The following is a 22,798-nucleotide window of genomic DNA, read 5'->3' as shown; positions in this document are numbered from 1 at the left end:
ATGAATACAGATTATGACATTATAGTAGTCGGTTCCGGCATGTCCGGGGGGTACGCCGCCAAAGAGTTTTGCGAAAAAGGCTATAAAACTCTGGTACTCGATCGGGGCGAGCCACTGGAGCACGGCCAGTACAAAACCGAATTTCTGCCGCCCTGGTCGATGGAATATCGGGGAAGAGTGCCGGAGGATGAGCTCGCCACGGAACAGCCCATACAAAGAAAAAGTTATGCCCTCACCGATTTTACCAAACATCATTTTATCAATGACAAAGATAACCCCTACCAGCAAGACCAACCTTTTACCTGGATAAGAAGCGCTAAGGTTGGCGGAAAATCACTGCTTTGGGCACGTCAGTCTTATCGATGGAATGCGCTGGACTTTGCTGCCAATGCTCAGGATGGCCACGGCATTGACTGGCCCATTCGCTATAACGACATTGCGCCCTGGTATGATTACGTCGAGCCGTTTATCGGCATTGCCGGTAGCGAAGAAGGGCTTGAAGTGCTACCGGACGGGAAGTTCCTTCCGCCCCTGCCAATGAATACTGTTGAGCGGGAAATAAAAGCGAAACTGGAACGCGCATTTCCCGGACGCAAACTGATCCCTGCCCGGGTTGCCCATCTGACGCAACCGCAACCCGAGCATCTCGCATTAGGTCGCGGTATGTGTATGGCTCGCAATGAATGCCAGCGCGGATGCTCCTGGGGCGGATATTATTCGTCACTGTCCGGCGCCCTGGCGGCAGCGAAAAAAACCAACAATATGACACTGCGGGCCAACGCCCAGGTACAACAAGTGTTATATGGTGAGCAATCAGGCAGAGCGACAGGCGTCGCCTATGTGGATACCAAAACCGGTAAGCGGATAGAGGTATCGGCACGTATCATTTTTATGTGCGCTTCAACCCTGGCCAGTGTGCAAATTTTACTTAACTCACGATCTGCGGCCTTCCCTAACGGCATAGGTAACCGCAGTACGGTGCTTGGCCATTATATTATGGATCACGTTGGTGCCGTGGGTGCCCGTGGCGATGTGCCTGGTCACCTGGACATGTATTACAAGGGCAGACGCCCGGGCGGGGTCTACCTGCCGAGATTTCGCAATCTGGAAACGCCGCGCAATGACTATTTGCGGGGATTTGGTTTTCAGGGCAGTGCAGAGCGACGCGACTGGCGGCGCGGCATTAACCAGCAAGGTATAGGGGCAGAACTGAAACAGCAACTGCGCTCACCGGGTGGCTGGAAATTTATTTTAGCCGGTTACGGTGAAGTATTGCCGGACTACAACAACAAAGTGTATTTGCATGAAACCCTGAAAGATAAATGGGGCATGCCACAGCTGGTGACCGATGTCGCCTACGGCGAAAACGCCATAAAAATGAAAAAAGACATTCAACACTCTGCCGCAGAAATGCTCACCGCCGCAGGCCTGAACAATGTTGAGAGCTTTGATTACAATGTTTCACCTGGCGGATTTGTCCACGAAATGGGAGGTGCCTGTATGGGCAAAGATCCCAAAACCTCTTACCTCAACCAATGGAATCAAAGTCATGAGGTCAGTAACTTGTTTGTCACTGACGGCGCGGCGTTTTCTTCAATATCTTGCGTGAACCCTTCAATTACGTTTATGGCGCTGACAGCAAGAGCGGCGGATTATGCTGTAAAACAAATGAAAACAGGAAACCTATAAATGTTGCGATACTATCTTACTGCTGCTATCTCAGTTTTACCCTGCATTGGTTGCGCTGCAGACGCGGAAATTGAACACTGGCAGTCCATATTCAACGGCAAAAACCTCGACGGCTGGACCCCCAAGATCAGCGGCTATCCGCTGAATGAAGATCCGTTAAACACCTTTGTAGTACAGGATGGCTTACTCACCGTTTCTTACCGGCACTACCAGGATTTTAACGAGCAATTTGGTCACCTCTTTTATCAGACAAAACTGTCACATTATAAGCTGCGTTTCAGCTACCGGTTTATCGGTGAGCAGCTTCCCGATGGTCCAAAATGGGCCTACAAGAACAGTGGTGCCATGTTGCACAGTCAGGCACCGGAAACCATGTCCCTCAGACAAGCTTTTCCGGATTCCATTGAAGCGCAATTGCTGGGCGCTGACCAGGGCGATACCCGACCCACAGCGAATGTCTGTACGCCCAACACCAATGTTACTTTTGAAGGTAAACCAGCCACTAACCACTGCACTGACTCCCGCTCAAACACCTACCCCACAGAGCAATGGGTACAGGTGGAATTTGAAGTCATAGGCCACCAGCAGATTACCCATTGGGTAAATGGCGAACAGGTTATGCAGTATAGCGACCTGGTCATGGATGATCCCGACAACGAGTTTCCCGTTGCCCCGAAACTCAGCAGTGGCTACATAGCGCTGCAATCAGAAAGTCATCCGGTGCAGTTTAAGGACATTGAGTTGTTAGATTTGTCTGGCAAACAGCACACCCGGCCCTAGTGCGAAAATAACGCCCCGGACCAAGTGCTGTAGGTGAGTTTTACTGTCTTAGATTTTTACTGTTGTGGCATAAATGGCTTGCTGACCGGTAATGACCAGCAAGCCACTGAATGTCAGGTGATCCGCTCGACACTGGCCAGAATTTCCTCCCGCTCGAATACCTGTTTCCAGTCATCCCGCATCAATGCAGGGATACCGAATTCGATTGCCTTATTGCAGGCATCAGAGAAGGCGCCCTCGATTTCATTAAAGATAACGGCACTCAGAATATTCATGTGTCCCAGTAAAAAATCCCGGGCACACTCTTCTGAAACGCCCTTTTTCACCACCTCGTCCATCGCCTGGCGCATCACCATCAGCAAGGAGGCACAAACGGTTTCAGATAAACCGGGCTCCAGGTACGCCATCTGCTCAACAGTGCAGCGATGGGTACGGGAAACCGGCGCATAAATGACCCTGGCTATTTCATCCCCCAGGGCATAATGCTCCTCGGGGCCCTGCATCAAGGCGTTTACAACAGCCTGTTTCGCTGCAATTCCACCGAAATAATCCTTGCGACCCGCCTCTGTAGTTTCATCATTAAAGATGGGGGGATGACAAGGGTGCGAAATAAAATAGGTAATGTCTTCACGCTCTGGCAGGTGACCGGCAAACGGCGCCGCACCATCCAGAATCACGACCAAAGTACCCGTCTCCAGTTTAGGTACCAGCACCTGTGTAACCTTGCCAATCACGGTATCGGGGATGGCCAGAATGACCACCTCCGCATCCTTGATGGCATCATCAAGGGCCACCGGGGTAGCGCCCACTTCAGCGTTTAAACGGGCAACCCCCGGTTCAGCCACCTCAACATGACGTACATCAAAATCCGTTTTCGCCAGGTTTTTGCTCAGGCGGATCCCCATTTTCCCACCTGCGCCCAATATTGCTACTTTCTTCATTTTCATCTCCAAAGGCGAATGCCCAATACGCGATATCTTTGCAGCTTACGCCTTGCTCTGCCTGCTCACTAACCTCAAAGATATCGATAAGTTATCCCGCACTGCCCACCATCACAATTGCATGGGGGCAGCCGGGTCAGATAAGGTCAGGACTGAGGTCGTTTGCGAATTGCCAATGCCCAGTCGGTCTTAGTATCAGGAGGCGTAAAACTCACAGCCCGGGGCCATTCTTCACGGTTGTTGTTTCCCTTAGCGCTGATGTCCAGGGCACCGTAACCGGTAACCGGTTTCACCGGTTGGGTTTCCCCTGTTTTTGCGTTGATCCAGATGTTATTGTCATAGCTCCCTTCGGCTAAAAACAACGAGAAAGGCTCGCCGTGCATGGAAAACACCAGGTACTGTTCGCCTTCTTCCACCAGCGCGAACACCCGGAAAGGATCGTGGCCGGTGAGTTGATCACTTTGTGGGGTCATTGTGTGAAACCGCACTTCGTTATTCATTACATGCGCGATGATATCCACGTACTGTGACGATAAATAAAAGGGATTTTCTTCAAAAACCGGCAGGCCATAGCGACCACGGGCATACAAGCCTTTTTCCGATTCAGCACCATTCCAGTTAAAGGATGCGCCCGCCATTGTGGTGGCCCAGGCCGCCTGACGCAGATCGTCCTGACTGGCGCCGGAACGCGGATGCCAGTAACGCTGCCACAAGGCATTTCCTTCCATCATGTACACAGGTTTACCCTTATAGCCGACCAATGCGGCCATGTAGTGAGTCCAGGCGGTGCGCCAATAGTTGTAACGCTCCATGGTTTTATCCGGCGCCACGATTAAATGGTTTTCTACCGCAGCAAAGTTGTAGGCATCTTTTTCAAAATGATTTTCCCGTGGCATTTCATCCTGATAGGTGCGCAGATGATTGAAAATGTCGTATTTTTGCATCAGCTTTGCCCACCCCAGTTCGTGGGTTTCTCGCCCGCCGTCTACTTCCCAGACAAAATTCCAGCCAGCGATATTGGCAAAGGCACCCAGCCTGGCCACGGTATATTTAACATAGAACTCTTGCTCATCCTGGCTCAGGCTTTCCCAGCGCGGCCCGTCATTGCGGCTGCCGTCGAAGCCGATAAACATATATAGCCCGACATTGCGATCATTTAACCAGTCGACACGTTGCTCCATCATTTTCCAGACATTGAGCTTCATGGTGCTTGATGCTTTGCCTTCCTCGTAGAGTGTCAGGTCAAGCGTGTCGGGTTTGGGACCGTCAAGGTAATATTGTTTATAACAACACAGTGACATCAACCAGTTGACCTGTAAGTGGTTGTAGCCTTTATCGATCAGAGGCTGAAACACATTGTCGCTCATCCAGTCAAAGTCCTGAGCAATGCCCCCGTGCCCCGTTTCATAATAGGACTTCAACCAGACCGGCTCCGTCCCATTGTAGGCAAACCAACGGGGGTTTTTCTCATACGGTTGAAGCATACCTTTGCCGGCATTTTCGGCCGTGCTCAAAAAGCTGCCTTCGCCCCCTTTGGTGCCATCACTCCAGCGATAGCTGTAAGTCCAGCGCCCGGTTTCATTGGGCATAAAACGCATCTTCCAGACATTGCCGGTTTGTTTATCACCGCCACCCTGGCCGTCACCGTCATAAAACCCCCAAAATGGCCATTTCTTGCCTGAAGGGGCGACATAGTCAACCAGTAACTGCACATCGTTAAACTTATTCTCGTATGAATTATTGTTTATGATCTCAGCTTCAAAAACGCGGTGATTGCCTACCGATGGTTCAGCAGCCATTACGCCGCAACCGGTTAGCCAAATCAGCAGCAAAGACACCAGATAATATCGAATAGGCTTGCATCGCATAGACTGTTTCCTCTTGTAGATTGGGTTGACGTTTAATTTCATTGCAGGAAAAAACAACAGGCAGTTGCCTCCACAAAAGCGGCTATTTGCCTGCTAAAGCGTTGATGTTTATTCACTGTGACTGCCACTTCCGTTTGATGGGATTGCATTCCCTTTGTTTTTGGTGGTGGCTTTATCCACCAAATATAAAATCGACTGGTAATCAATACCGGCATGGTGAGATAAACCGATTTCACAGGTTCGGCTATTGCTATACCCTGCGCTACAGCCTTGCGGCACTTGTTCCCGCAGACCAGACAAGGCGCTGGCGTTTAACTCCGGTGTGGTAAAACCCTTATCACCGGCAAAGCCGCAGCAGTAAATATGTTCCGGTACAACCACGTTGCGGCTGCACTGCCTTGCCAGGCTATGCATCTGCTCAGCCAGGCCCATTTTTCGGCTTGAACAGGTAACATGCAGCATGACAGTGTCATCTACCGGCGTGAAATTAAGATGCGCTGACAATATCTCTGAGACAAATGCCACCGGTTCATAGATAGCTAAATGCCTGCTGGCATCGCCCTGCAACATAGCCCTGCAGGGGCTGGTATCCATTAAAATAGGATAGCGGCCCTGTTGGCTTAGCGTCTCCAGGCGTGCCAGCAATGATTGCTGTTTCTGTGCTGCGGCCTGGGCCATGCCTTTACTTTGGAATGGCATGCCACAACACTCCCCGTCAAAGTTAGGGCTGATAACGTTAAACCCGGCTTTTTGCAGCAGGCTCAGGGTAACCTCGGTGAGTGAGCGCTGCTCCTTCGCACCGATTGCCTGGCCCATCGTCCGGCTGGCACAACTGGGCATGTAAACCACCGTTTTCGCTGCCGGGGGATTGCCTGTCGTTTCTGATATCCAGCGATACCGGGCCTTTTGTGGGGTAAATTTGTTCCATTTTGGTAACTGATTAAACGACAGCGTTCTTGCAGCGCCGGTCAGGCAACTCATTGCGCGATCGCCCAGCACCTTGTGCAAAGCTGATACCACCGACAGCGCGAAGCGGGAAACCCCTTCAACCCTGGCAAAATGTCTGGCTAACAAGCTGGCTGTGCGCTGGTGTTTGTGATTTCGCTGTTGCCGACGCTCCCTGACAAAATCCCCGGTGTTTATTCCCACCGGACACCGGTCTGCACACAACCCCGTCGCTGCACAGGTATCAATTCCGGCATAGTCGAAGGCCTGTCCCAGTTCAGCGAGCAATGCTTTATTCTCTTTGGAGCGTTCTAAACGGCTGATCTCACGGAACAGGGTAATGCGTTGCCGCGGCGTAAAACTCAAATCTTTAGAAGGACAGACGGGTTCGCAAAAACCGCATTCAATACATTTATCTATGATGCTGTTGGCGGCAGGCAACGCTTTTAAATGCGTGATATGTGCCAGCGGATTGTCATTGATAATCACCCCGGGATTAAGCAAATTTTGCGGATCAAACAAATGCTTTATTTTTTGCATGATGGCCAAACCCTTCGGTCCCCATTCAAGCTCCACAAAAGGCGCCATGTTCCTGCCGGTGCCATGCTCGGCTTTCAGGGAGCCACCAAAATCCACCGCAACCAACTGACATACGCTGTCCATGAACGATTTGTAGCGATCTACCTCAACCTGAGTACCGAAGTCCTGGGTAAACACAAAATGCAGGTTGCCTTCCAGTGCGTGACCAAAAATGATGGCTTCGTGATACCGGTATTGCTCAAACAGCGCCTGTAACGCAGCCACCCCCTCAGCCAGGCGCTCAAGGGGGAAGGCCACATCTTCAATAACCACAGTGGTGCCATTTTCTCTGACTGCACCCACCGCCGGAAACGTGCCTTTGCGTATAGCCCACAACTGAGCACAGCGTTCGCTGTCGTCAGTAAAGGCAATACAGTTGGTTTGTTTAAAGGTGGACAGCAACGCCTGCAACGCCTGCACCTGTGTTGCCAGTTTGTCGGCATTTGCGGCACGGGTTTCAATCAGTAACGCGGCAACGTTATTATCAAGATCATGGATAAACGCCGGCAATCCAGGCATGTCACTGACCGATGCCAAAGCGCGCCGATCCAGTAATTCGACAGCGGCGACGTTCGCCTCAGCGAGTGCATTCACCGCCAGGCAGGTTGTATGAATATCCGGAAAAAACACCATGGATGATGCGCGGTACTTATCTTCCCGCACGGTGTGATAGGTAATGGATGAGATAAAGCCCAGCGTGCCCTCAGAGCCAATCATCAAATGTGCCAAAATATCAATGGGATCAACAAAATCAATCAGTGAATTGATGGCATATCCGGTGGTATTTTTGAGCCTGTATTTATGTTTTATCAGGGCATGCAAAGCAGTGTCGTTGCGCACCTCCTCCGCCAGGTTTGCAATGCTTTGCAACAATACCGCGTGCGATGTCCGAAAGGCAGTAATACTGCTCTGGTCTGCCGTATCCAGCACCGCACCGTCGTAAAGTACCACGCGAATACTGGCCAGGGTGTGATAGCTGTTTTGCGCGACGCCACAGCACATGCCACTGGCGTTGTTCGCCGCAATGCCGCCAATCTTACAGCTGTTAATCGACGCGGGGTCTGGCCCCAGCTTTCTGCCATACGGCAGCAGGTACTTGTTGGCATCAGCCCCAATGACTCCAGGCCCCAGTTTAATTTTCAGCCCCAAATCCTGGATGTCATGGTTGCGCCAGCGATTCGTCAGGGTAATCAGAATGGAATCGGACTGGGCCTGACCAGATAAACTGGTGCCAGCAGCCCGAAATGTAACAGCCAGGCCAATGTCAGCTGCTGCTTTTACCACCCGTACGACTTCCTCTTCCGTATCCAGTATAAGTACCAGTTCGGGAACTAACCGGTAAAAGCTGGCATCAACTCCCATCGCCAGGCGCTGAGCATAATCACTGATAATTCGCTCAGCCGGTAGAAACCTCGATAACCTGGCGGACAGTATTTGGTATGCCGACTTGTTCATTGTGTTTTCAGTCCGCCTGACCTGGCAGCTTACAGACAAATGAGTAACAGCCCGACAAAAGTTGTAAACTCACGCCCTGAGGGTGTTTTTCTACACGGGAAATACCATCGCACTCATCTAACGCCCTGCCGCTTTCGGTAACCATTTCAGTATCCTGCACGGGCAGAACTAATGTGGCGCTGGTATTCGCCGGAACCCTGGCCTGATAACGCAGTTGTCCGGCTTCGGTTTGCCAGCTGCTTTGGATTTTGCCATAGGGCGAGTCATAGTAAGCATCTACCTGTGTGATGCTCCGCTGATTATCAATACCGGGTTTCAGCAAAAAATGCTTAAAGCCCGGTTTGTCTCGTTGAATGCCCGCCGAATGACAAATCATCCATTGTGCGACTGCGCCAAAAGAATAATGATTGAATGAATTCATGCCGTTATTACCGGCAAACCCATGTTCAACGGTATAGCCATTCAGGCGTTCCCAGATAGTGGTTGCCCCCTGAACAACTGAATAAAGCCAGGACGGATAGGTTTCGCTTTGGATCAACCGGTAGGCAGTATCGCTGTAACCATTTTCAGTGAGTGCATCAGCCACCCAGGCAGTGCCAATAAACCCGGTCATCAAAGAATATTCAGGGCGCTCTATGCCGCTATCATCTTTGTTTTTAGACTTTACTGTCCGGTCCAAATGGGCCGCCATGGTCGCTGTCAAAGAGTCGTCAAATGCCCCCAATGCCAGCCCTACTGCATAGGCGGTTTGCACATCCGCTTCCTTAAATTCAGGGGTGCAATCCGATGGCTCCCAAATATTGCCGTAAGTCAGCCAGCCAAGCGCCTTTTTATCCGGAGACACAAAGGTATCGTTGAAGAACGCTTTGCGGTTCAGGTGTTGGCGATGAAACCTTGCAGCCTGCTTTTCGTCGCCAAGAATGCGGGCGACCTGCTGCATGATATTCAAAATATAAACCTGATAGGCGGTTGCCAGAAATGCGGAACCAACCTGCTGATGTTGCGGCCCAAGCCAGTCGCCTAAACCGTCATCGGTAATAAATCCGGTGTTTTCATCCGTGACGCTGTCCAGAAAGTCCATATAGGCCTGCATTGACGCGTAATGCTCCGCCAGTAAGCCAAAATCGTTGAATTGCAGGTATGCTTCCCAGGCCAAAGTAATACCAGCACTGCCCCACAATATACCGCCAAAACCACCTCCTATCGGGGCAATGTCGGGGTATCGGCCTGCAGGGCTTTGAGTGTCCCGCATTGCTTTGAGATAGCGCCGGATAAACTGCGAAGAGTCACTGATAAAAGTGGCACTGCGTCCAAACACATTAATATCGCCGGTCCAGCCCATACGCTCATTGCGCTGCGGGCAATCGGTGGGCACCGACAGAAAATTATCAATATTGGACCAGACGATATTCGACCAGAGCTGATTGACGTTTTTATTTGAGCTTGTGTAATTGGCGGTCAATCGGGACACGGAACTAATAACAATGCCTTTAACTGCAGATAACGGCAAAGGCTCGTCAATGCCGGTAATTTCAATGTACTGAAAACCATGAGAAGTAAAACGCGGCTGAAAACGTTGCGGCCCCGCCTTCATGATATAAATATCCTGACTCAGTGCTGAGCGATAATTTTCAGTCAGAATCATGCCTACATTGGGGCCGGATTCAGGTAAATCCGGATACAACATTTCGGCAAAGCGCAGGGTGATTTGCTGACCTTCGTTGCCATTCTCAAAATCAAGTTGTGGCACACCCACGATATTCTGACCTATATCATAGACGAACACCCCGGGCCGGACTTCCTCAACACTTTGCGCATTCAGCGTCTTAAATACCCTGGCTGGCTCACCAACCTGCCCCTCCAGGGCCATGTTTTCATAGCTCAGATGCTGAGCTTCAATCATCATGCTGGGCCGACTGCCAGAGGTAGCAGAGTTTTCCAACGGCACCTGCCGGGCAGGTACCCAACCATCCGCGTTAAATCCCGCCTGACTCCAGTTGCTTATTTCAGCTTCTTTGCGGGCGTCATAGACTTCCCCCATCGTCAGACTGCTGTAGGTAATGGGTCCCTGATTAAAGAACTGCCAGTTCTGGGTATCAGTGTTAAACACCAATTCGGTACCGTCAGCTAAGGTGACCACCAGCATCGCCAGCAGCGATTGCTGATCACCAAAGCAATGCCAGGTATTACCGTAACTTAACAGCCCGCTCCACCAGCCTTCTGCCAGCATGGCACCCATGGCATTATTGCCCGATGAAATATAGGACGACACATCATAGGTCTGGTACAGATGGGTTTCATTGTATTGTGTCAGGCCCGGATTATAGTAGTCGTTTCCAATCCGATGGCCGTTGATATAAAACTCGTAGATGCCGCGGGCAGTAACGTAAAGACGCGCCCTGGCGATTGTCTTGCCTTGCAGATCGAACTCAGAGCGCAACATCGGCATACCATTTTGGCTGGGATCTGCCACGATGAAGGTGCCTTTAGTGCCACCTGAAATCTGGTAGCGCTGGTTTTCAACCCGGAAATGAGGGGATGCTTGATGTGCCGCAAATATGCCGCTGTAAGGCAAGTTCAGGGATTCGGAAAACACATTGTTGTTGGGCGCATGGATATTGCTGACCCGCAGATTACTAAAGCTGGCGTGTTGCTCTGGCTCCACCCTAAATCCGATTGCGTTCAGCATCCCGTAGGGTAACGTATCGTGATCGCCGCCTTCCTCATTTAAGCAAACCCTGGCACCGTGCATCATGGGGGCACGGGCTTTTTCTGAAAACAGTACCGGCGTTTTGGGTCGTTGTGCCCCAAGATAAAAATCGCTATTGCCGTCAAGCTGTATGGTCAGGGTGCCATATTCATTATGGATAAACAGATGGTGTAGCGCGTAACGGTTGTCCTGGTTAATCACCTGGTGTTTAATTCTGAACTGCGCCACAGGCACTGCCGGGTTATCTTCGGGTAGATAACCGGCGCGATAAATGTTCAGCCGGGCATGACCCTGCACCTCATCCAGCCCGGCAATATCCAACTCAACACGGAAATAACTTTCATTGAGAGCACTTTCCTGCTGATAGATGTTTTTATACTTGTCCAGAAAACGAGGGTCATTGGCTGCGAATATAATACTGGCACACTGGCTCCCCGGCGCAATTTCAACATCCACAGACAAGTCATACAGTGGCAAGTAGTCGGCATACAAAGGCTTGTCATTTTCACCGCCGCCAATCCACTGTGCCCCTTGCCAGGCGCTGATATCCGAATTCATCAGACCGGTTTCAAACCAGGATTCAGTTTCGCTGACTTGCGAATCCTGATCCCAAACCGCCACCCGCCATTGGTAGCGGCTGCGGGGCTGAAGAGATTTGCCCTGATAAAGGATATGCACCGACTGATCACTGCTTACTTCACCGCTGTCCCAAAACAGCACACCAGCAACATTACACACTGTAATACGGTAACCCAGTTGTTTCTGGCCGCGGCGTCCTGGTTGATGACGCATCTGCCAACTGAAGCGTGGCTGCAGTACATCAATACCTAACGGGTTCGCCTGGTACTCAACTTTTAAATTATCGGGCTGCATACTACTCAACGTCCAGTTTGCGCCAGAAAACACTTCCGCTAAGCTCTTATATTGGGTATCAGCCTGCGTGAATCAGAAAATGTATCCGGACCTGTTATCTTTGCAAGGGCACTCAACCTGCAACATTTTATCAACATATTGCACCTGTTGCCGAAGCACCATGCTCCGGATATTACAACAAATGACTTAAATAGCAACATTTTGATTACATGCGATTGAAAAAAGTTCAACAAGAATAATTCAGACTTATGGCTGCTCACAAGGTACCTAAAAACCTGCCAGAAACAGCCTGAACACCCCGACATAAAAGCCGCCAGCCCATTGCTACAGATTTTTATCTTGCGCCACATTAGCGCCACCTTCGATAAAAACAGTGATTTAACTGACAGTTAAGAAAATGAAACAACAAAACCAAATGACACCTTATGAGCGATATTGATTATTGTTATTGATTTTAACATTCTGACTCGCTAGTCTGATATCTATGATAGCAGACGAAACCTTCAAAAAAGCCACAGGGGGTCGTCACAGAATAATGAGATAACATGAAAACCAGTCAAGGCTCGTTGCACCGCTTGCAGGTTGAATACCGTCAAACCCCCTTGGGTATTGACGTCACTCAGCCGCGCTTCAGTTGGCAAATGGCTAATGCCAGGGGGATACGCGGCCAATATCAGCAGGCCTATCGCATCCTGGTAAAAAACAGCAATGACGAAGTCGCATGGGATTCCGGCAGGGTGTTCTCATCTGACTCTTTACACATTGTTTATCAGGGCTGGCCCCTGCAGGCTTGCACAACCTACAACTGGGCGGTCACGGTTTGGGATCAAAATGCAGACACTCTTGAAGCCGAATCGTGGTTTGAAACCGGCCTGATGAATTCGGACATCAGCGCGTGGGAAGGTGCAAAGTGGATTGGTGGTGACGACAGCGATTTGTGTTTATACGCTGATTATCTGCCGCTGTATAATCTGTCGGCAGATTTGCATATTGACCCCGGCAGCACACGGGCTTCAATACTGCTGGCCGCCAATGATCCGCGACTGTGTCACAAAGACAAAAACATCTATCAACTGCACAATGGCGTAAATCAAAGCTATTTCAGGGTAGAGCTTGATGTGGGTGAGATATCCCGTCGGGGTGGTTTTGCGCATTTGCGCTTTTATCGGGCCGGTTACAGTGCCGATGATGTGCCCGACAAACCGCTATTTGATTATGTTGTAAAACCCTCGGTTATTAATCACCATAACCAACATCAGTTTCATCATCTTTTGATCCATAACGCCTATGGTACCTTGACGGTGCAGCTAAATAATCAGGCAGATTTCTTCCTCAACACTGTCGTACAGCCACCGGCCGATCCCAGATTTCCACCACTCAGGCCACTGCTTCAGGGTGCCAGAGCACCGTTGAATCCCGCCGGGAACGATCATCGGGTAATAACCTACGGCATGCTCAATCATATAGGCTTTTTAGTAGAGCCGGGCCAGCAGGCCCAGGTTAAAAACCTTGCAATAAACAACGTCCACGCACCGCGCAATACCCTGTTCAGAGAACATCCGACGCCACACCAAAGCATCTTTTCCGATCAGATAGTGACGGGATCTTTTGTTATTGAAAACGGGCACTATGCGCTGACTGGTGGAGTTGACGGGCTTTGTATACTGGCGAATCCCAGCCGCAACAGTATGCCTATGCTACGCCGGGAGTTTGCACTAAAAGCGCAGACAATCACCAAAGCTCGTTTGTATGTTACGGCCAGAGGTATCTATGAGTTTTTCATTAATGGCCAGCGAATAAGCAACGATTATTACAACCCGGGGCTGACCCAGTACAACCGCACGCATCTGTACCAAAGCTATGATGTCACCGATCTTCTCCGCGCCGGTAGCAATGCAATGGGGGCTCAGTTGGCCGAGGGATGGTGGAGCGGGATGCTGGGCTTTGGCAACACCTGGCATGGCTTTGGCGACCGGCAATCATTGTTGGTAAAACTGGTTGTCGAGTATCAGGATGGCAGCCGCGATGTGCAGGTTTCAGATGATCAGCACTGGCAATTTTTTAACCAAGGTCCGGTAGTGTACGGCAGCCTGATACAGGGTGAAGTGTATGACGCAAACAAAGCGCACTCAGTCGCCGGCTGGAGCGAGCCGGGTTTTAATACCTCACGCTGGACACGCGCCCACGAAGTTCCGCTAACAGGCACAGTGACGCAGGGGACACATCCGAATCTCAGGAAAAAGCCACAACATTTAGACTTCACTCAACAGGCACTGATTGGGCAAATAGGGGAGCCGGCCCGTGAGTTCAAAGTAATCAGCGCCCGGGAAGTCCGGCAGGTGCGCCCCGGGGTATTTGTTTACGACCTTGGGCAGAATATTGTCGGAGTGCCGCGTATTGACTTTAACCAAGGCCAAGCTGGGCAGGTTGTAACCCTGCGTTACGCAGAAATGTGTTATCCGGACCGCCCGGAATCAGGCGCCAATGCCGGTATGATTCTGACCGAGAATTACCGCGCAGCCCTCAGTCAGGATATATACATAATGAAGGCGGGCAAACAGTGTTATCAGCCCCGATTTACCTTCCACGGGTTTCAGTACATCGAAATAACCGGCATCGAAACTGCGCTGCCACTGACAGCTGTGCAGGGGGTTGTGATCAGCTCCATTGCCGAATTAACCGCCGGATATCAAAGCTCTGACACCGGGTTGAACAAACTATGGTCAAACATTGTGTGGTCAAATATTGATAACTTCTTATCTGTGCCCACCGATTGCCCGCAACGCAATGAACGAATGGGCTGGTCGGGAGATATCAGCGTGTTTAGCCGCACGGCGTCTTACATCAGTGATTGTTCTCAGTTCTTGCGCCGACATTTGATAAGTATGCGCGATACCCAGTCTGACAACGGGCGCTATGCGGATATTGCGCCGATTGATGGCGGTTTTGGCGGCCTGTTATGGGGCTGTGCCGGTATCGTATTGCCATGGGAAATCTACTGGCAATTTAATGATATTGGGATACTGGCAGAAAACTATACCGCCATGTTGAACTACCTGAATTACCTGGATACCACACTCGACCCGGCCACCGGACTAAGCCGCGATCAGGAGCTGGGCGACTGGCTGGGACCGCAAAACCAACAATTAGGAGCGGCCTTTCCGGCGACGGCTTATCATGTGTATGCTTTGGGCATCGTCGCCAAAACTGCTGCTTTGCTGGGCCACGAAGAGGATGCAGCTTCCCTGAAAGGGCGTTACCACAAGCGCAAAGCATTTCTCAATACCCTGTTGGCAGATACTGCCGACACACAGAGTTTTTATGCCATTGGATTAGCCCTTGGCGTTTTTGAAGACCAGGATACCGCCCGTTTTGCGGCCAGGCTCAATAACTGCGTAACGCGACAAGCCAGTGACGACAACGGCATAGTGCGACCGGAATATTCCCTGATGACCGGGTTTATCGGCACGGCATGGATAGGAGATGCGTTGAGCGCCCATGGCTACGGTGATACTGCCTACCGGTTATTCCTGAACGATCAATACCCGTCATTACTGTATTCAGTGCGTCAGGGAGCATCAACAATTTGGGAGCGCCTGAACGGCTATACCACTGAACATGGTTTTGCCGGAAACAACAGCATGAATTCTTTCAATCATTACTCCTTTGGCGCCGTCGGACAATGGCTGATGAGTCACTCAGCAGGCATTCAGCGGGCAACACCAGGATTTAAAACCTTTGCGCTTCGGCCCGAAATCGACGGCAACGGTCAAATCTCAGCGGTAGACGCCTGGTACCAGTCACCCTATGGCAAAATTACCAGTCACTGGTGGATAGAGGACAACGCATTGCACTATAAAACAAAAGTGCCGGCCAACACGACAGCCACCCTGCATCTGCCGGTAACAGACATAAAGACAATCACCGAAAGCGGCACTGTATTACAAGACAGCGCGGGCATTTCTGCTATTCAACACTGTAATGGTTTTATCAGTATGCAATTGCAATCAGGTGAGTATCACTTTAACTGTCAACACACTACAAAACCCTAACAGCGCAAAAACCCCCGACATTCGCCCTGCTAAAACCCACAATTCAACTTGTGGTAAAGGATTTGTTACCATTTTGTGAGCTATTTTGAAAACTTATGAGTTACTTTGTCTATTTTTGAGTTGAATGAGCGGCGAGTGAATGATAATGTTAAATCTGATGTTAATAAAATGTGACCCTGTTGTACGACAGTAATCACTCAGAGTTACAAGTCAGCAACATTAAACAAAGTAACAGGTTGGTTTTTCCGGCCTTGCTCCAATGCAAAAAGGCACAGCACGAAAGCGACTGGCGTTACCCGTGCTCAGGCGAACCAGTTACAGTATAAATCTGAATTTAAGGTGGTATGTAATGAATGCTCTTTTACCAAAAGGCGAAATTAGTAGCGAATGGACCGGTGGTTTCTGGGAAGAAAGATGGAATTTTTGTCGGGACAAAATGGTCCCGCATATGTGGAGCATTCTGGACAACAGGGAAGTCAGCCACTGCTGGGAAAACTTCCAGCTGGCGGTGGGTGAATCAGACAATGAAGGCGGACACTCTGGCCCTCCTTTCTGGGATGGTGATCTGTTCAAATGGCTGGAAGCGGCGATCAGGGTCTATGCCAATTCAGACAATGAAGAATGGCTGAAGCGCCTCGACTACATTATCGATACCATCGCCAAAGTACAGCGCGACGATGGCTATATCTTTACCATGGAAGCCATTGAACGCGCCAGAACCGGGGAAACCAATCCGCTGGAAGATATCAATAACTTTGAAGTGTTTAACATGGGGCATTTAATGAGTGCCGGGGTTATACACTACAGAATGACCGGCCAGACTAAACTGCTGGACCTTGCCAAAAAGGCGGCTGGCTGGCTGAAGACCCAATTTGACAACCTTGAAGAAGCGACTCCGCGTACAGCGGTTTGTCCGTCTCATTACATGGGCCTTGCAGAGCTATATCAGGCAACCGCCGACGAGCAGTATCTCAACCTGCTGGAAAAACTGATTTTGTTAAGAGATATGGTGCCTGACGGTACCGATGATAATCAGGACAGGCACCCGCTCAAAGAACATCGTGAAATCTTGGGTCATGGCGTGCGCGCCACGTATCTTTATGCCGGACTGACCGACCTGTATTTGGGCAAAGGCGACGAAGATTATCGCGCCGTTTTGGAGGCAGTGTGGCAGGACATGGTGTCCAAAAAAACCTATATCACCGGGGGTTGCGCACCACTATATGATGGTGTGTCGCCGTACGGCGGTGATGACTATGACGCTATCCAGCGCACCCATCAGTCTTTTGGTCGGGCGTATGAGCTGCCAAACATCAACGGTTACAACGAAACCTGTGCCAGTATTGGTAGTTATTTATGGGCCTATCGTATGGTGAATGCGTTTCAGCACGGCAAATACGCAGATCAGATGGAACGGGCACTGTACAACAGTACCATCTCCGGAATTAATCTGGATGGCGACAAGTATTTCTATACCAATGCCCTGCGTTGTGTTCACGACCACGATTTGCCCTATGATCTGAAATGGAGCCGTCATCGCGAGGACTTCCTGTCGTCTTTTTGCTGTCCCCCGAACGTTGTGCGCACCATTGCGGAAACACAAGATAAGGCCGCGGTAGTGTGGGAAAATGGCATTGCATTTCTGATGTACGGTGACAGCAGAACGGCGGTGACCCTGGCTGATGGCGGCAAAGTTACAATGAAAGTCAGCAGCGATTACCCCTGGCAAGGCGATATCGCATTTGAAATTGAATCCATTGACGCTGACGCTCCCTTTTCTGTGTACCTGCGTATCCCGGGCTGGGCAGAGTCCTATCAGGTGCAGATTAATGGACAACAAGCCACGCACCTGGAACAGGCTCACAATGGCTTTATCGAAATTAACCGACAATGGCAGACGGGTGATAAAATAGCACTGTCTTTGCCAATGGAGGTGATACTCAACGAATGCCATAACCTGGTAGAAGAGAACCGCAACCACCTCGCGATAACGCGCGGACCACTTGTCTATTGTCTGGAAAGTGCTGACATTCCTGAAGGTTGCAGCGTTGCCGACCTGCATATTGATCCCAATTCAGCATTCAGTTTCGAAAAGTCCCGCATCAGCGGTGTCGATTTAGGGGTGTTGAAAGGCACACTCTATACCCGTAACCCCAGAAACGACTCGCCAGAGGTGCTTTATAAAAAGTACCAGGCACCAACGTTTAAACAGGTAGATGTTACCCTTGTGCCCTATTTTGCGTGGGATAACAGAGACAAGGGCGAAATGACCGTGTGGCTGCCAATCTTGCCGGTGCAAAACTGAGCACCGGGCTGAACAAGTCAGAACAGCGTTGTTAGTACTATGACTAAATTACAGGTACCAAGATGAAAACTGAATGGGTAAATGGCTGGCGTGTTGTGTTAGCCGGATCAGTGGGCATGGGTACGGGCCTCGGCCTGTACTCGATGCTGAACAGTATTTTTATTATTCCACTGCAGGCGGAATTTGGCTGGGAGCGCGCCGACATGGCGCTGAGCAATATCATTGGCGTGCTTTCATTGTTCACCTTGCCAATACTCGGCATGATCGTTGACAAGTATGACAGTCGGCGGGTGGCCTGCATTGGTATGGGCTTCCTGGGGTTAAGTTATATCGCCCTAAGTCTGCAGCCCGGCTCAATATGGGTTTATTACGCCACGCTACTGGCAATGACCTTCCTGGGCCAGACCACCGGACCAATGATTTTTAGTAAAGTCGTAAACACCTGGTTTAACTCCTCCAGAGGATTGGCGCTGGGGGTAACTATGTCGGGTATCACCCTGTTTAGCATGGTGCTGTTCCCCCTGCTCAATTATGTTAACGAGACCTGGGGATGGCGTGTCGGCTTCATGTGTTTTGCCCTGGTTCCTTTGGTAATTGGTTTACCGATTGTGGCCTGGGCACTTAAACCGGCACCTGCTGGGTACCTGTCCAGCATCTCGCAAGACACCAGCGGCAATGATATTCAGACCGGTGGAATGGCCATGAAAGCCGCGTTGCGCAGTGCCAAATTCTGGCTATTGGCCGCCGCTTTAGTGACCTCAAATGTGGCAGTCGGCGGAATGATGCATCAATTGCAACCCCTGCTAATCGATCAGGGATTCACCTCCACTGAAGGCGCCAGTCTTGCGGTGTTCTTTTTTGTCGGCATTTTTGTTGGCCGACTGAGTTCCGGCTGGCTGCTGGATCGCTTCTGGCCTGCGGCAGTCGCGGCCCTGTTTCTGCTTACCCCTTTAGTGGGCATATTCATTTTCCTGTCTGATGCACCGGCAGTCTTTTGGTTAGGTGTGCCGGCAGTGTTTTGTTTCGGCCTGGCTCAGGGTGCAGAGGTGGACTTTATGGCTTATCTGGTACCCAAGTACTTTGGTCTGGTTAACTATGGAAAACTGTTCGGCATTTTGCTGTTCATTCTTGCAGCATCGCTGGCTTCCGGTAGTTATATCTACGGCTATATTTTTGATTACTTTGGCAATTATCACTTTGCGTTATTGCTGGGTGCAGCCTGCTTTATCAGTAGTTCGGGGCTTTTCCTGATTGGTGGCATCATAGGTGAGGATTTTGATCACACTAAAGTTGCCACTGCCGCCTGACTGGCGTTTAATGTCTGCACAGTTGATTCCGGCAAGCGGGAAACGGCTGATAACCCTTTAATGGCCCCTGCCCGTCATTGTTCTGATGGGTGGGGTTGGCACTAACAGGCTGACAGTAGCCACATCGAGATTGATATGAAACCGATATCCCTGAGTCTGGTGCTTTTCACGCTGCTGCTGAGCAGTTGTCAATCGCACTCACCCCGTTCATCCCTGCCCAAAGTCAGTGTCCAGCTGTGGTCTGTCAGAACACCACTGACAGAAGATTTTGACAACACCATAGCTCAGTTGGCAAAGCTGGGGTTTCAGGGGGTGGAACTGGCGGGGTACTTCGGTCCTTATGAAGATGATCCGTCGGGTTTTTTGGCCTTACTGGCGAAACACAAGCTGGTTATCAGTTCGGCACACGTCAGCACCACCGATCTCAGTACACAAAACATAAACGCCACGATCGAAAAATATCGGCGCTTAGGTGTAGATACCCTCATTTTGCCATCTGACAAGCGTTCTGACGATGCAGAGAATATAACGCGCTTTATCGATGAACTTAACCGAATTCACGGTCAGCTAACAGATGCCGGTATGCGCTTTGGCTTTCACAATCACGACCGGGAATTTACCCAATATAAGCAACACACCTTTTGGGATGAGATCGCACAAAATACCGACCCCGCGTTTATCCTGCAACTGGATATCGGCTGGGTCAATCGCGCCGGATTGCAACCCTCAGAGATGATCAAAAAATATTCCGGGCGTATGCAACTGGCGCATTTTAAGGCAAAACTCAATGCCCCCTCAAGTGACAAGCGCCCCATTATCGGGGAAGACGATCTCAACTGGAATTCGATCCTGCGGGATAGTATTCGCTACGGCGGCATAGAATGGCTCGTTGTTGAGCAGGAAGAATATCCGGACAATTTAACGCCGCTGGCGAGTGTGGCCCTGTCAAAGCGCGGCGTGGATAACGCAATAGCGGCAATTCGCCAGAACGGGCACCATAGTAGAGATTAAGCGCCCGTGTCGGTGTTTTTTCTGGCTATTTTGCTGTGCAGGGATCGCCGTGAGGAATAAATTCAACCACTTCCAACCCGAATCCCGACAGCGCCATAAAACGCACCGGCGCACTGAGCAGGCGCAGCTTGTTAACCCTCAGATCCCGCAAAATTTGCGAACCGGTACCCACCAGTTTGTAGCCTGCTTCCTGATTTGGTCGGCGTTTTTGGCCACTCACTAACCGCTCTATTTCACCTTCCAGATCAGAGCTGGTTTGGGCATGATCTATGTAAACCAGTACACCCGAACCTTCTTCACTGATGCGGGCCAGGGCCGCCCGGCAATCCCAGGCCGTGCCATCGTCATCAACGCCTTGCAGCGCGAAAATATCCCGGGTTGCATTGCTGACATGCACCCGCACTAACGTCACGTCCTGTGCACTGATGTCACCTTTTACAAAGGCAAAATGGCGTTCATTGGTGGCGTTATTCAGGTAGGTTTTCAGTAAAAACTCCCCATACGCCGTCTGCACTGTTCGCTCGCGCACACATTCTATCGTGCGCTCCGTATGTATACGGTGTTGAATAAGATCTGCGATAGTGCCGATTTTGATATCATGGGTTTTAGCGAACACTTCAAGGTCGGCGCGGCGGGCCATGGAGCCATCATCGTTCATCACTTCAACAATTACCGCTGCCGGTTCAAGGCCGGCAAGTTGTGCCAGGTCGCAACCCGCTTCCGTGTGACCAGCCCGGCTAAGTACGCCCCCTGCACGGGCCATAACAGGAAAGATATGCCCGGGTTGCACAAGGTCTTGCGCCGTTGCATCCGGTGCAATGGCGGCCTGAACAGTGCGGGCCCGATCCGCGGCGGAAATCCCGGTATCAATGCCCTCTGCCGCCTCAATGCTGACGGTAAAATTTGTGCTGTGCTGACTTTTGTTATTTTGCACCATTAACGGCAATGCCAGATGGCGACAACGCGCTTCAGTCAAGGTTAAACAGATCAAGCCACGGCCATATTTTGCCATAAAATTAATCTGTTCGGCTGTGACAAAAGAAGCGGCGACTAATATATCGCCTTCGTTTTCACGGTCTTCATCGTCCATCAGTATGACCATCTTTCCCTGGCGAAAGTCATCAATGATTTCGGCATAACTATTGAGTTGCATAAGTATCCTGTTGAGAAATAATACCCGTTACCAGAAGCCCAAACGCAAAACGACTTCGGTGCACACACCGGAGTCGTTTCTATTCGCTTTGTTGCTGAGTCGATAAACTGTGGTTACTATTAGTAAGAACGAAACAGAGCGTCTCTGGCAATATTGGTAGCAGTAACGGCGTCCTGGCGCTTTTGTGCGTCCTTCATGGCTTCGAAATCCAGGTTGTCGAGTGCCTGCTCGATGTGTTTTAAGAAGCTGATGGCACTGTTTGCAGTCGCAACCGGGTCTTCGCGAAACGGGAATTGATCCAATTGCCAGACACCTTCCCAATTGTTCTTTCTCAGGGTGTAGAAAAACTCAAACAATTCCATCGGATGCACAGAACCGGCAATCATATCATCGTCCCAGGCACGGAAATTATCGTTCACGTCCATACCAAACAGGCGACCGTGATCAATGGCCAACTGGGCTGCATCTGCAGGTGACTCACCACCGTATAAGGAATGACCGAAATCCAGCAAGATACCCACGTTCGGCAAGCCCATTTTCTCAATGCCCAACAATGTTCTGGCAACACTGTCATAGCTCATATGCGCGCGCGGTTCACGCGGCTTATACTCAATGACAAACTTGAGATCCGGGTTGTCACTGGCAACGGCAGCGATGCCCTCGACACTGAGCTGCCAAATTTCTTTGTGATCCACCTGAAAAGGATAATCCCAGCCGTCCTGTCCCGGCCAGAGTTTGACATAATCAGCGCCAAAACGTCTGACCACATCCGCGGCCTCGTTAACCATGTCATTTGCCAGACGACGGATGCCTGCATCAGGGTTGGTAAAAGCCCCTTTGGCAAACTGGCGGGTGTATATTTCCGGGGTAATGCCCACCACTGATAAGTGGTTTTTCTTTAAAGCCGCTTCAACCTTGTCTAAGGACAAAGACTTATCAACAAACGGGAAATTGATATCCACAACGGATAAATCATCCACCTGCCCCGCCAAATCAATCATTTCAAGCAGGCCCCGTGCCGGGCCATAGCCATCAGTTGCATAGCGGTCAACATAGGTTGCAAAGTGCCAGATACCGGCACCGAATTTTTGCTTCGTCTTCATTTTTGTATCCTTATACATATCAAGTTG

The 22,798-nt window shown here is 50.5% G+C and carries 12 protein-coding genes; 6 read left to right on the top strand and 6 right to left on the bottom strand.

Annotated elements, in window-relative coordinates; genetic code table 11:
• Together LJ740_RS14320 and LJ740_RS14315 are read left to right on the top strand one after the other, a co-directional pair.
• Positions 1 to 1,689 (top strand): GMC oxidoreductase, encoded by a 1,689-nt coding sequence (locus LJ740_RS14320; RefSeq protein WP_229529793.1) that lies wholly within the window; start codon positions 1 to 3, stop codon positions 1,687 to 1,689.
• Positions 1,690 to 2,469, top strand: coding sequence for a 3-keto-disaccharide hydrolase (locus LJ740_RS14315; protein WP_229529792.1), 780 nt, complete (start codon positions 1,690 to 1,692; stop codon positions 2,467 to 2,469).
• 113 nt (positions 2,470 to 2,582) lie between these two features.
• On the opposite strand, the gene LJ740_RS14310 is transcribed toward LJ740_RS14315, so the two are convergent.
• The 4 genes from LJ740_RS14310 to LJ740_RS14295 form a co-directional block, all read right to left on the bottom strand.
• Positions 2,583 to 3,410 carry a phosphogluconate dehydrogenase C-terminal domain-containing protein gene (locus tag LJ740_RS14310; protein ID WP_324255613.1) on the bottom strand — a complete coding sequence of 276 codons (828 nt, stop codon included), beginning with the start codon at positions 3,408 to 3,410 and terminating at the stop codon, positions 2,583 to 2,585.
• A 146-nt stretch (positions 3,411 to 3,556) separates the two neighbouring features.
• The gene (locus tag LJ740_RS14305) at positions 3,557 to 5,278 is read right to left on the bottom strand and encodes a DUF5060 domain-containing protein (RefSeq protein WP_229529790.1); all 1,722 of its coding nucleotides are present in this window, start codon (positions 5,276 to 5,278) and stop codon (positions 3,557 to 3,559) included.
• Positions 5,279 to 5,386: 108 nt separating this feature from the next.
• Positions 5,387 to 8,257: an FAD-binding and (Fe-S)-binding domain-containing protein gene (locus LJ740_RS14300; RefSeq protein WP_229529789.1), complete on the bottom strand. Its 2,871-nt coding sequence runs from the start codon at positions 8,255 to 8,257 to the stop codon at positions 5,387 to 5,389.
• Between the two features lie 7 nt (positions 8,258 to 8,264).
• A complete protein-coding gene (locus tag LJ740_RS14295) occupies positions 8,265 to 11,873 on the bottom strand; it encodes a family 78 glycoside hydrolase catalytic domain (RefSeq protein ID WP_229529788.1) in 3,609 nt (1,202 codons plus the stop codon).
• 512 nt (positions 11,874 to 12,385) lie between these two features.
• On the opposite strand from LJ740_RS14295, the gene LJ740_RS14290 reads away from it, so the two are divergent.
• The 4 genes from LJ740_RS14290 (at position 12,386) to LJ740_RS14275 (ending at position 20,515) form a co-directional block, all read left to right on the top strand.
• Positions 12,386 to 15,892: an alpha-L-rhamnosidase gene (locus LJ740_RS14290; protein WP_229529787.1), complete on the top strand. Its 3,507-nt coding sequence runs from the start codon at positions 12,386 to 12,388 to the stop codon at positions 15,890 to 15,892.
• Positions 15,893 to 16,241: 349 nt separating this feature from the next.
• The gene (locus tag LJ740_RS14285; protein WP_229529786.1) at positions 16,242 to 18,197 is read left to right on the top strand and encodes a glycoside hydrolase family 127 protein; all 1,956 of its coding nucleotides are present in this window, start codon (positions 16,242 to 16,244) and stop codon (positions 18,195 to 18,197) included.
• 62 nt (positions 18,198 to 18,259) lie between these two features.
• On the top strand, positions 18,260 to 19,504 hold the full coding sequence (locus LJ740_RS14280) for an MFS transporter (RefSeq protein ID WP_229529785.1): 1,245 nt from the start codon (positions 18,260 to 18,262) through the stop codon (positions 19,502 to 19,504).
• 135 nt (positions 19,505 to 19,639) lie between these two features.
• Positions 19,640 to 20,515 (top strand): sugar phosphate isomerase/epimerase family protein, encoded by an 876-nt coding sequence (locus tag LJ740_RS14275; protein WP_229529784.1) that lies wholly within the window; start codon positions 19,640 to 19,642, stop codon positions 20,513 to 20,515.
• A 25-nt stretch (positions 20,516 to 20,540) separates the two neighbouring features.
• Here the strand turns inward: LJ740_RS14275 and ribBA are convergent, their stop codons facing one another.
• Entirely contained in the window at positions 20,541 to 21,668 is a 1,128-nt protein-coding gene (ribBA, locus tag LJ740_RS14270) for a bifunctional 3,4-dihydroxy-2-butanone-4-phosphate synthase/GTP cyclohydrolase II (protein ID WP_229529783.1), read from the bottom strand.
• A gap of 119 nt (positions 21,669 to 21,787) precedes the next feature.
• Positions 21,788 to 22,771: a TIM barrel protein gene (locus LJ740_RS14265; RefSeq protein ID WP_229529782.1), complete on the bottom strand. Its 984-nt coding sequence runs from the start codon at positions 22,769 to 22,771 to the stop codon at positions 21,788 to 21,790.
• Positions 22,772 to 22,798: the final 27 nt, after the last annotated feature.

The sequence above is a fragment of the Planctobacterium marinum genome, assembly GCF_020687805.1.
GTDB classification, from domain to species: Bacteria; Pseudomonadota; Gammaproteobacteria; order Enterobacterales; family Alteromonadaceae; genus Planctobacterium; species Planctobacterium marinum.
The sequence above is the reverse complement of the archived record's forward strand: the minus strand, read 5'-3'. Positions and strand labels throughout refer to the sequence as shown.

Coding starts and splice junctions, on each gene's coding strand:
- LJ740_RS14320 (WP_229529793.1), top strand. CDS start 1: ATGAATACAGATTATGACATTATAGTAGTCGGTTCCGGCATGTCCGGG.
- LJ740_RS14315 (WP_229529792.1), top strand. CDS start 1,690: ATGTTGCGATACTATCTTACTGCTGCTATCTCAGTTTTACCCTGCATT.
- LJ740_RS14310 (WP_324255613.1), bottom strand. CDS start 3,410: ATGAAGAAAGTAGCAATATTGGGCGCAGGTGGGAAAATGGGGATCCGC.
- LJ740_RS14305 (WP_229529790.1), bottom strand. CDS start 5,278: ATGCGATGCAAGCCTATTCGATATTATCTGGTGTCTTTGCTGCTGATT.
- LJ740_RS14300 (WP_229529789.1), bottom strand. CDS start 8,257: ATGAACAAGTCGGCATACCAAATACTGTCCGCCAGGTTATCGAGGTTT.
- LJ740_RS14290 (WP_229529787.1), top strand. CDS start 12,386: ATGAAAACCAGTCAAGGCTCGTTGCACCGCTTGCAGGTTGAATACCGT.
- LJ740_RS14285 (WP_229529786.1), top strand. CDS start 16,242: ATGAATGCTCTTTTACCAAAAGGCGAAATTAGTAGCGAATGGACCGGT.
- LJ740_RS14280 (WP_229529785.1), top strand. CDS start 18,260: ATGAAAACTGAATGGGTAAATGGCTGGCGTGTTGTGTTAGCCGGATCA.
- LJ740_RS14275 (WP_229529784.1), top strand. CDS start 19,640: ATGAAACCGATATCCCTGAGTCTGGTGCTTTTCACGCTGCTGCTGAGC.
- ribBA (WP_229529783.1), bottom strand. CDS start 21,668: ATGCAACTCAATAGTTATGCCGAAATCATTGATGACTTTCGCCAGGGA.
- LJ740_RS14265 (WP_229529782.1), bottom strand. CDS start 22,771: ATGAAGACGAAGCAAAAATTCGGTGCCGGTATCTGGCACTTTGCAACC.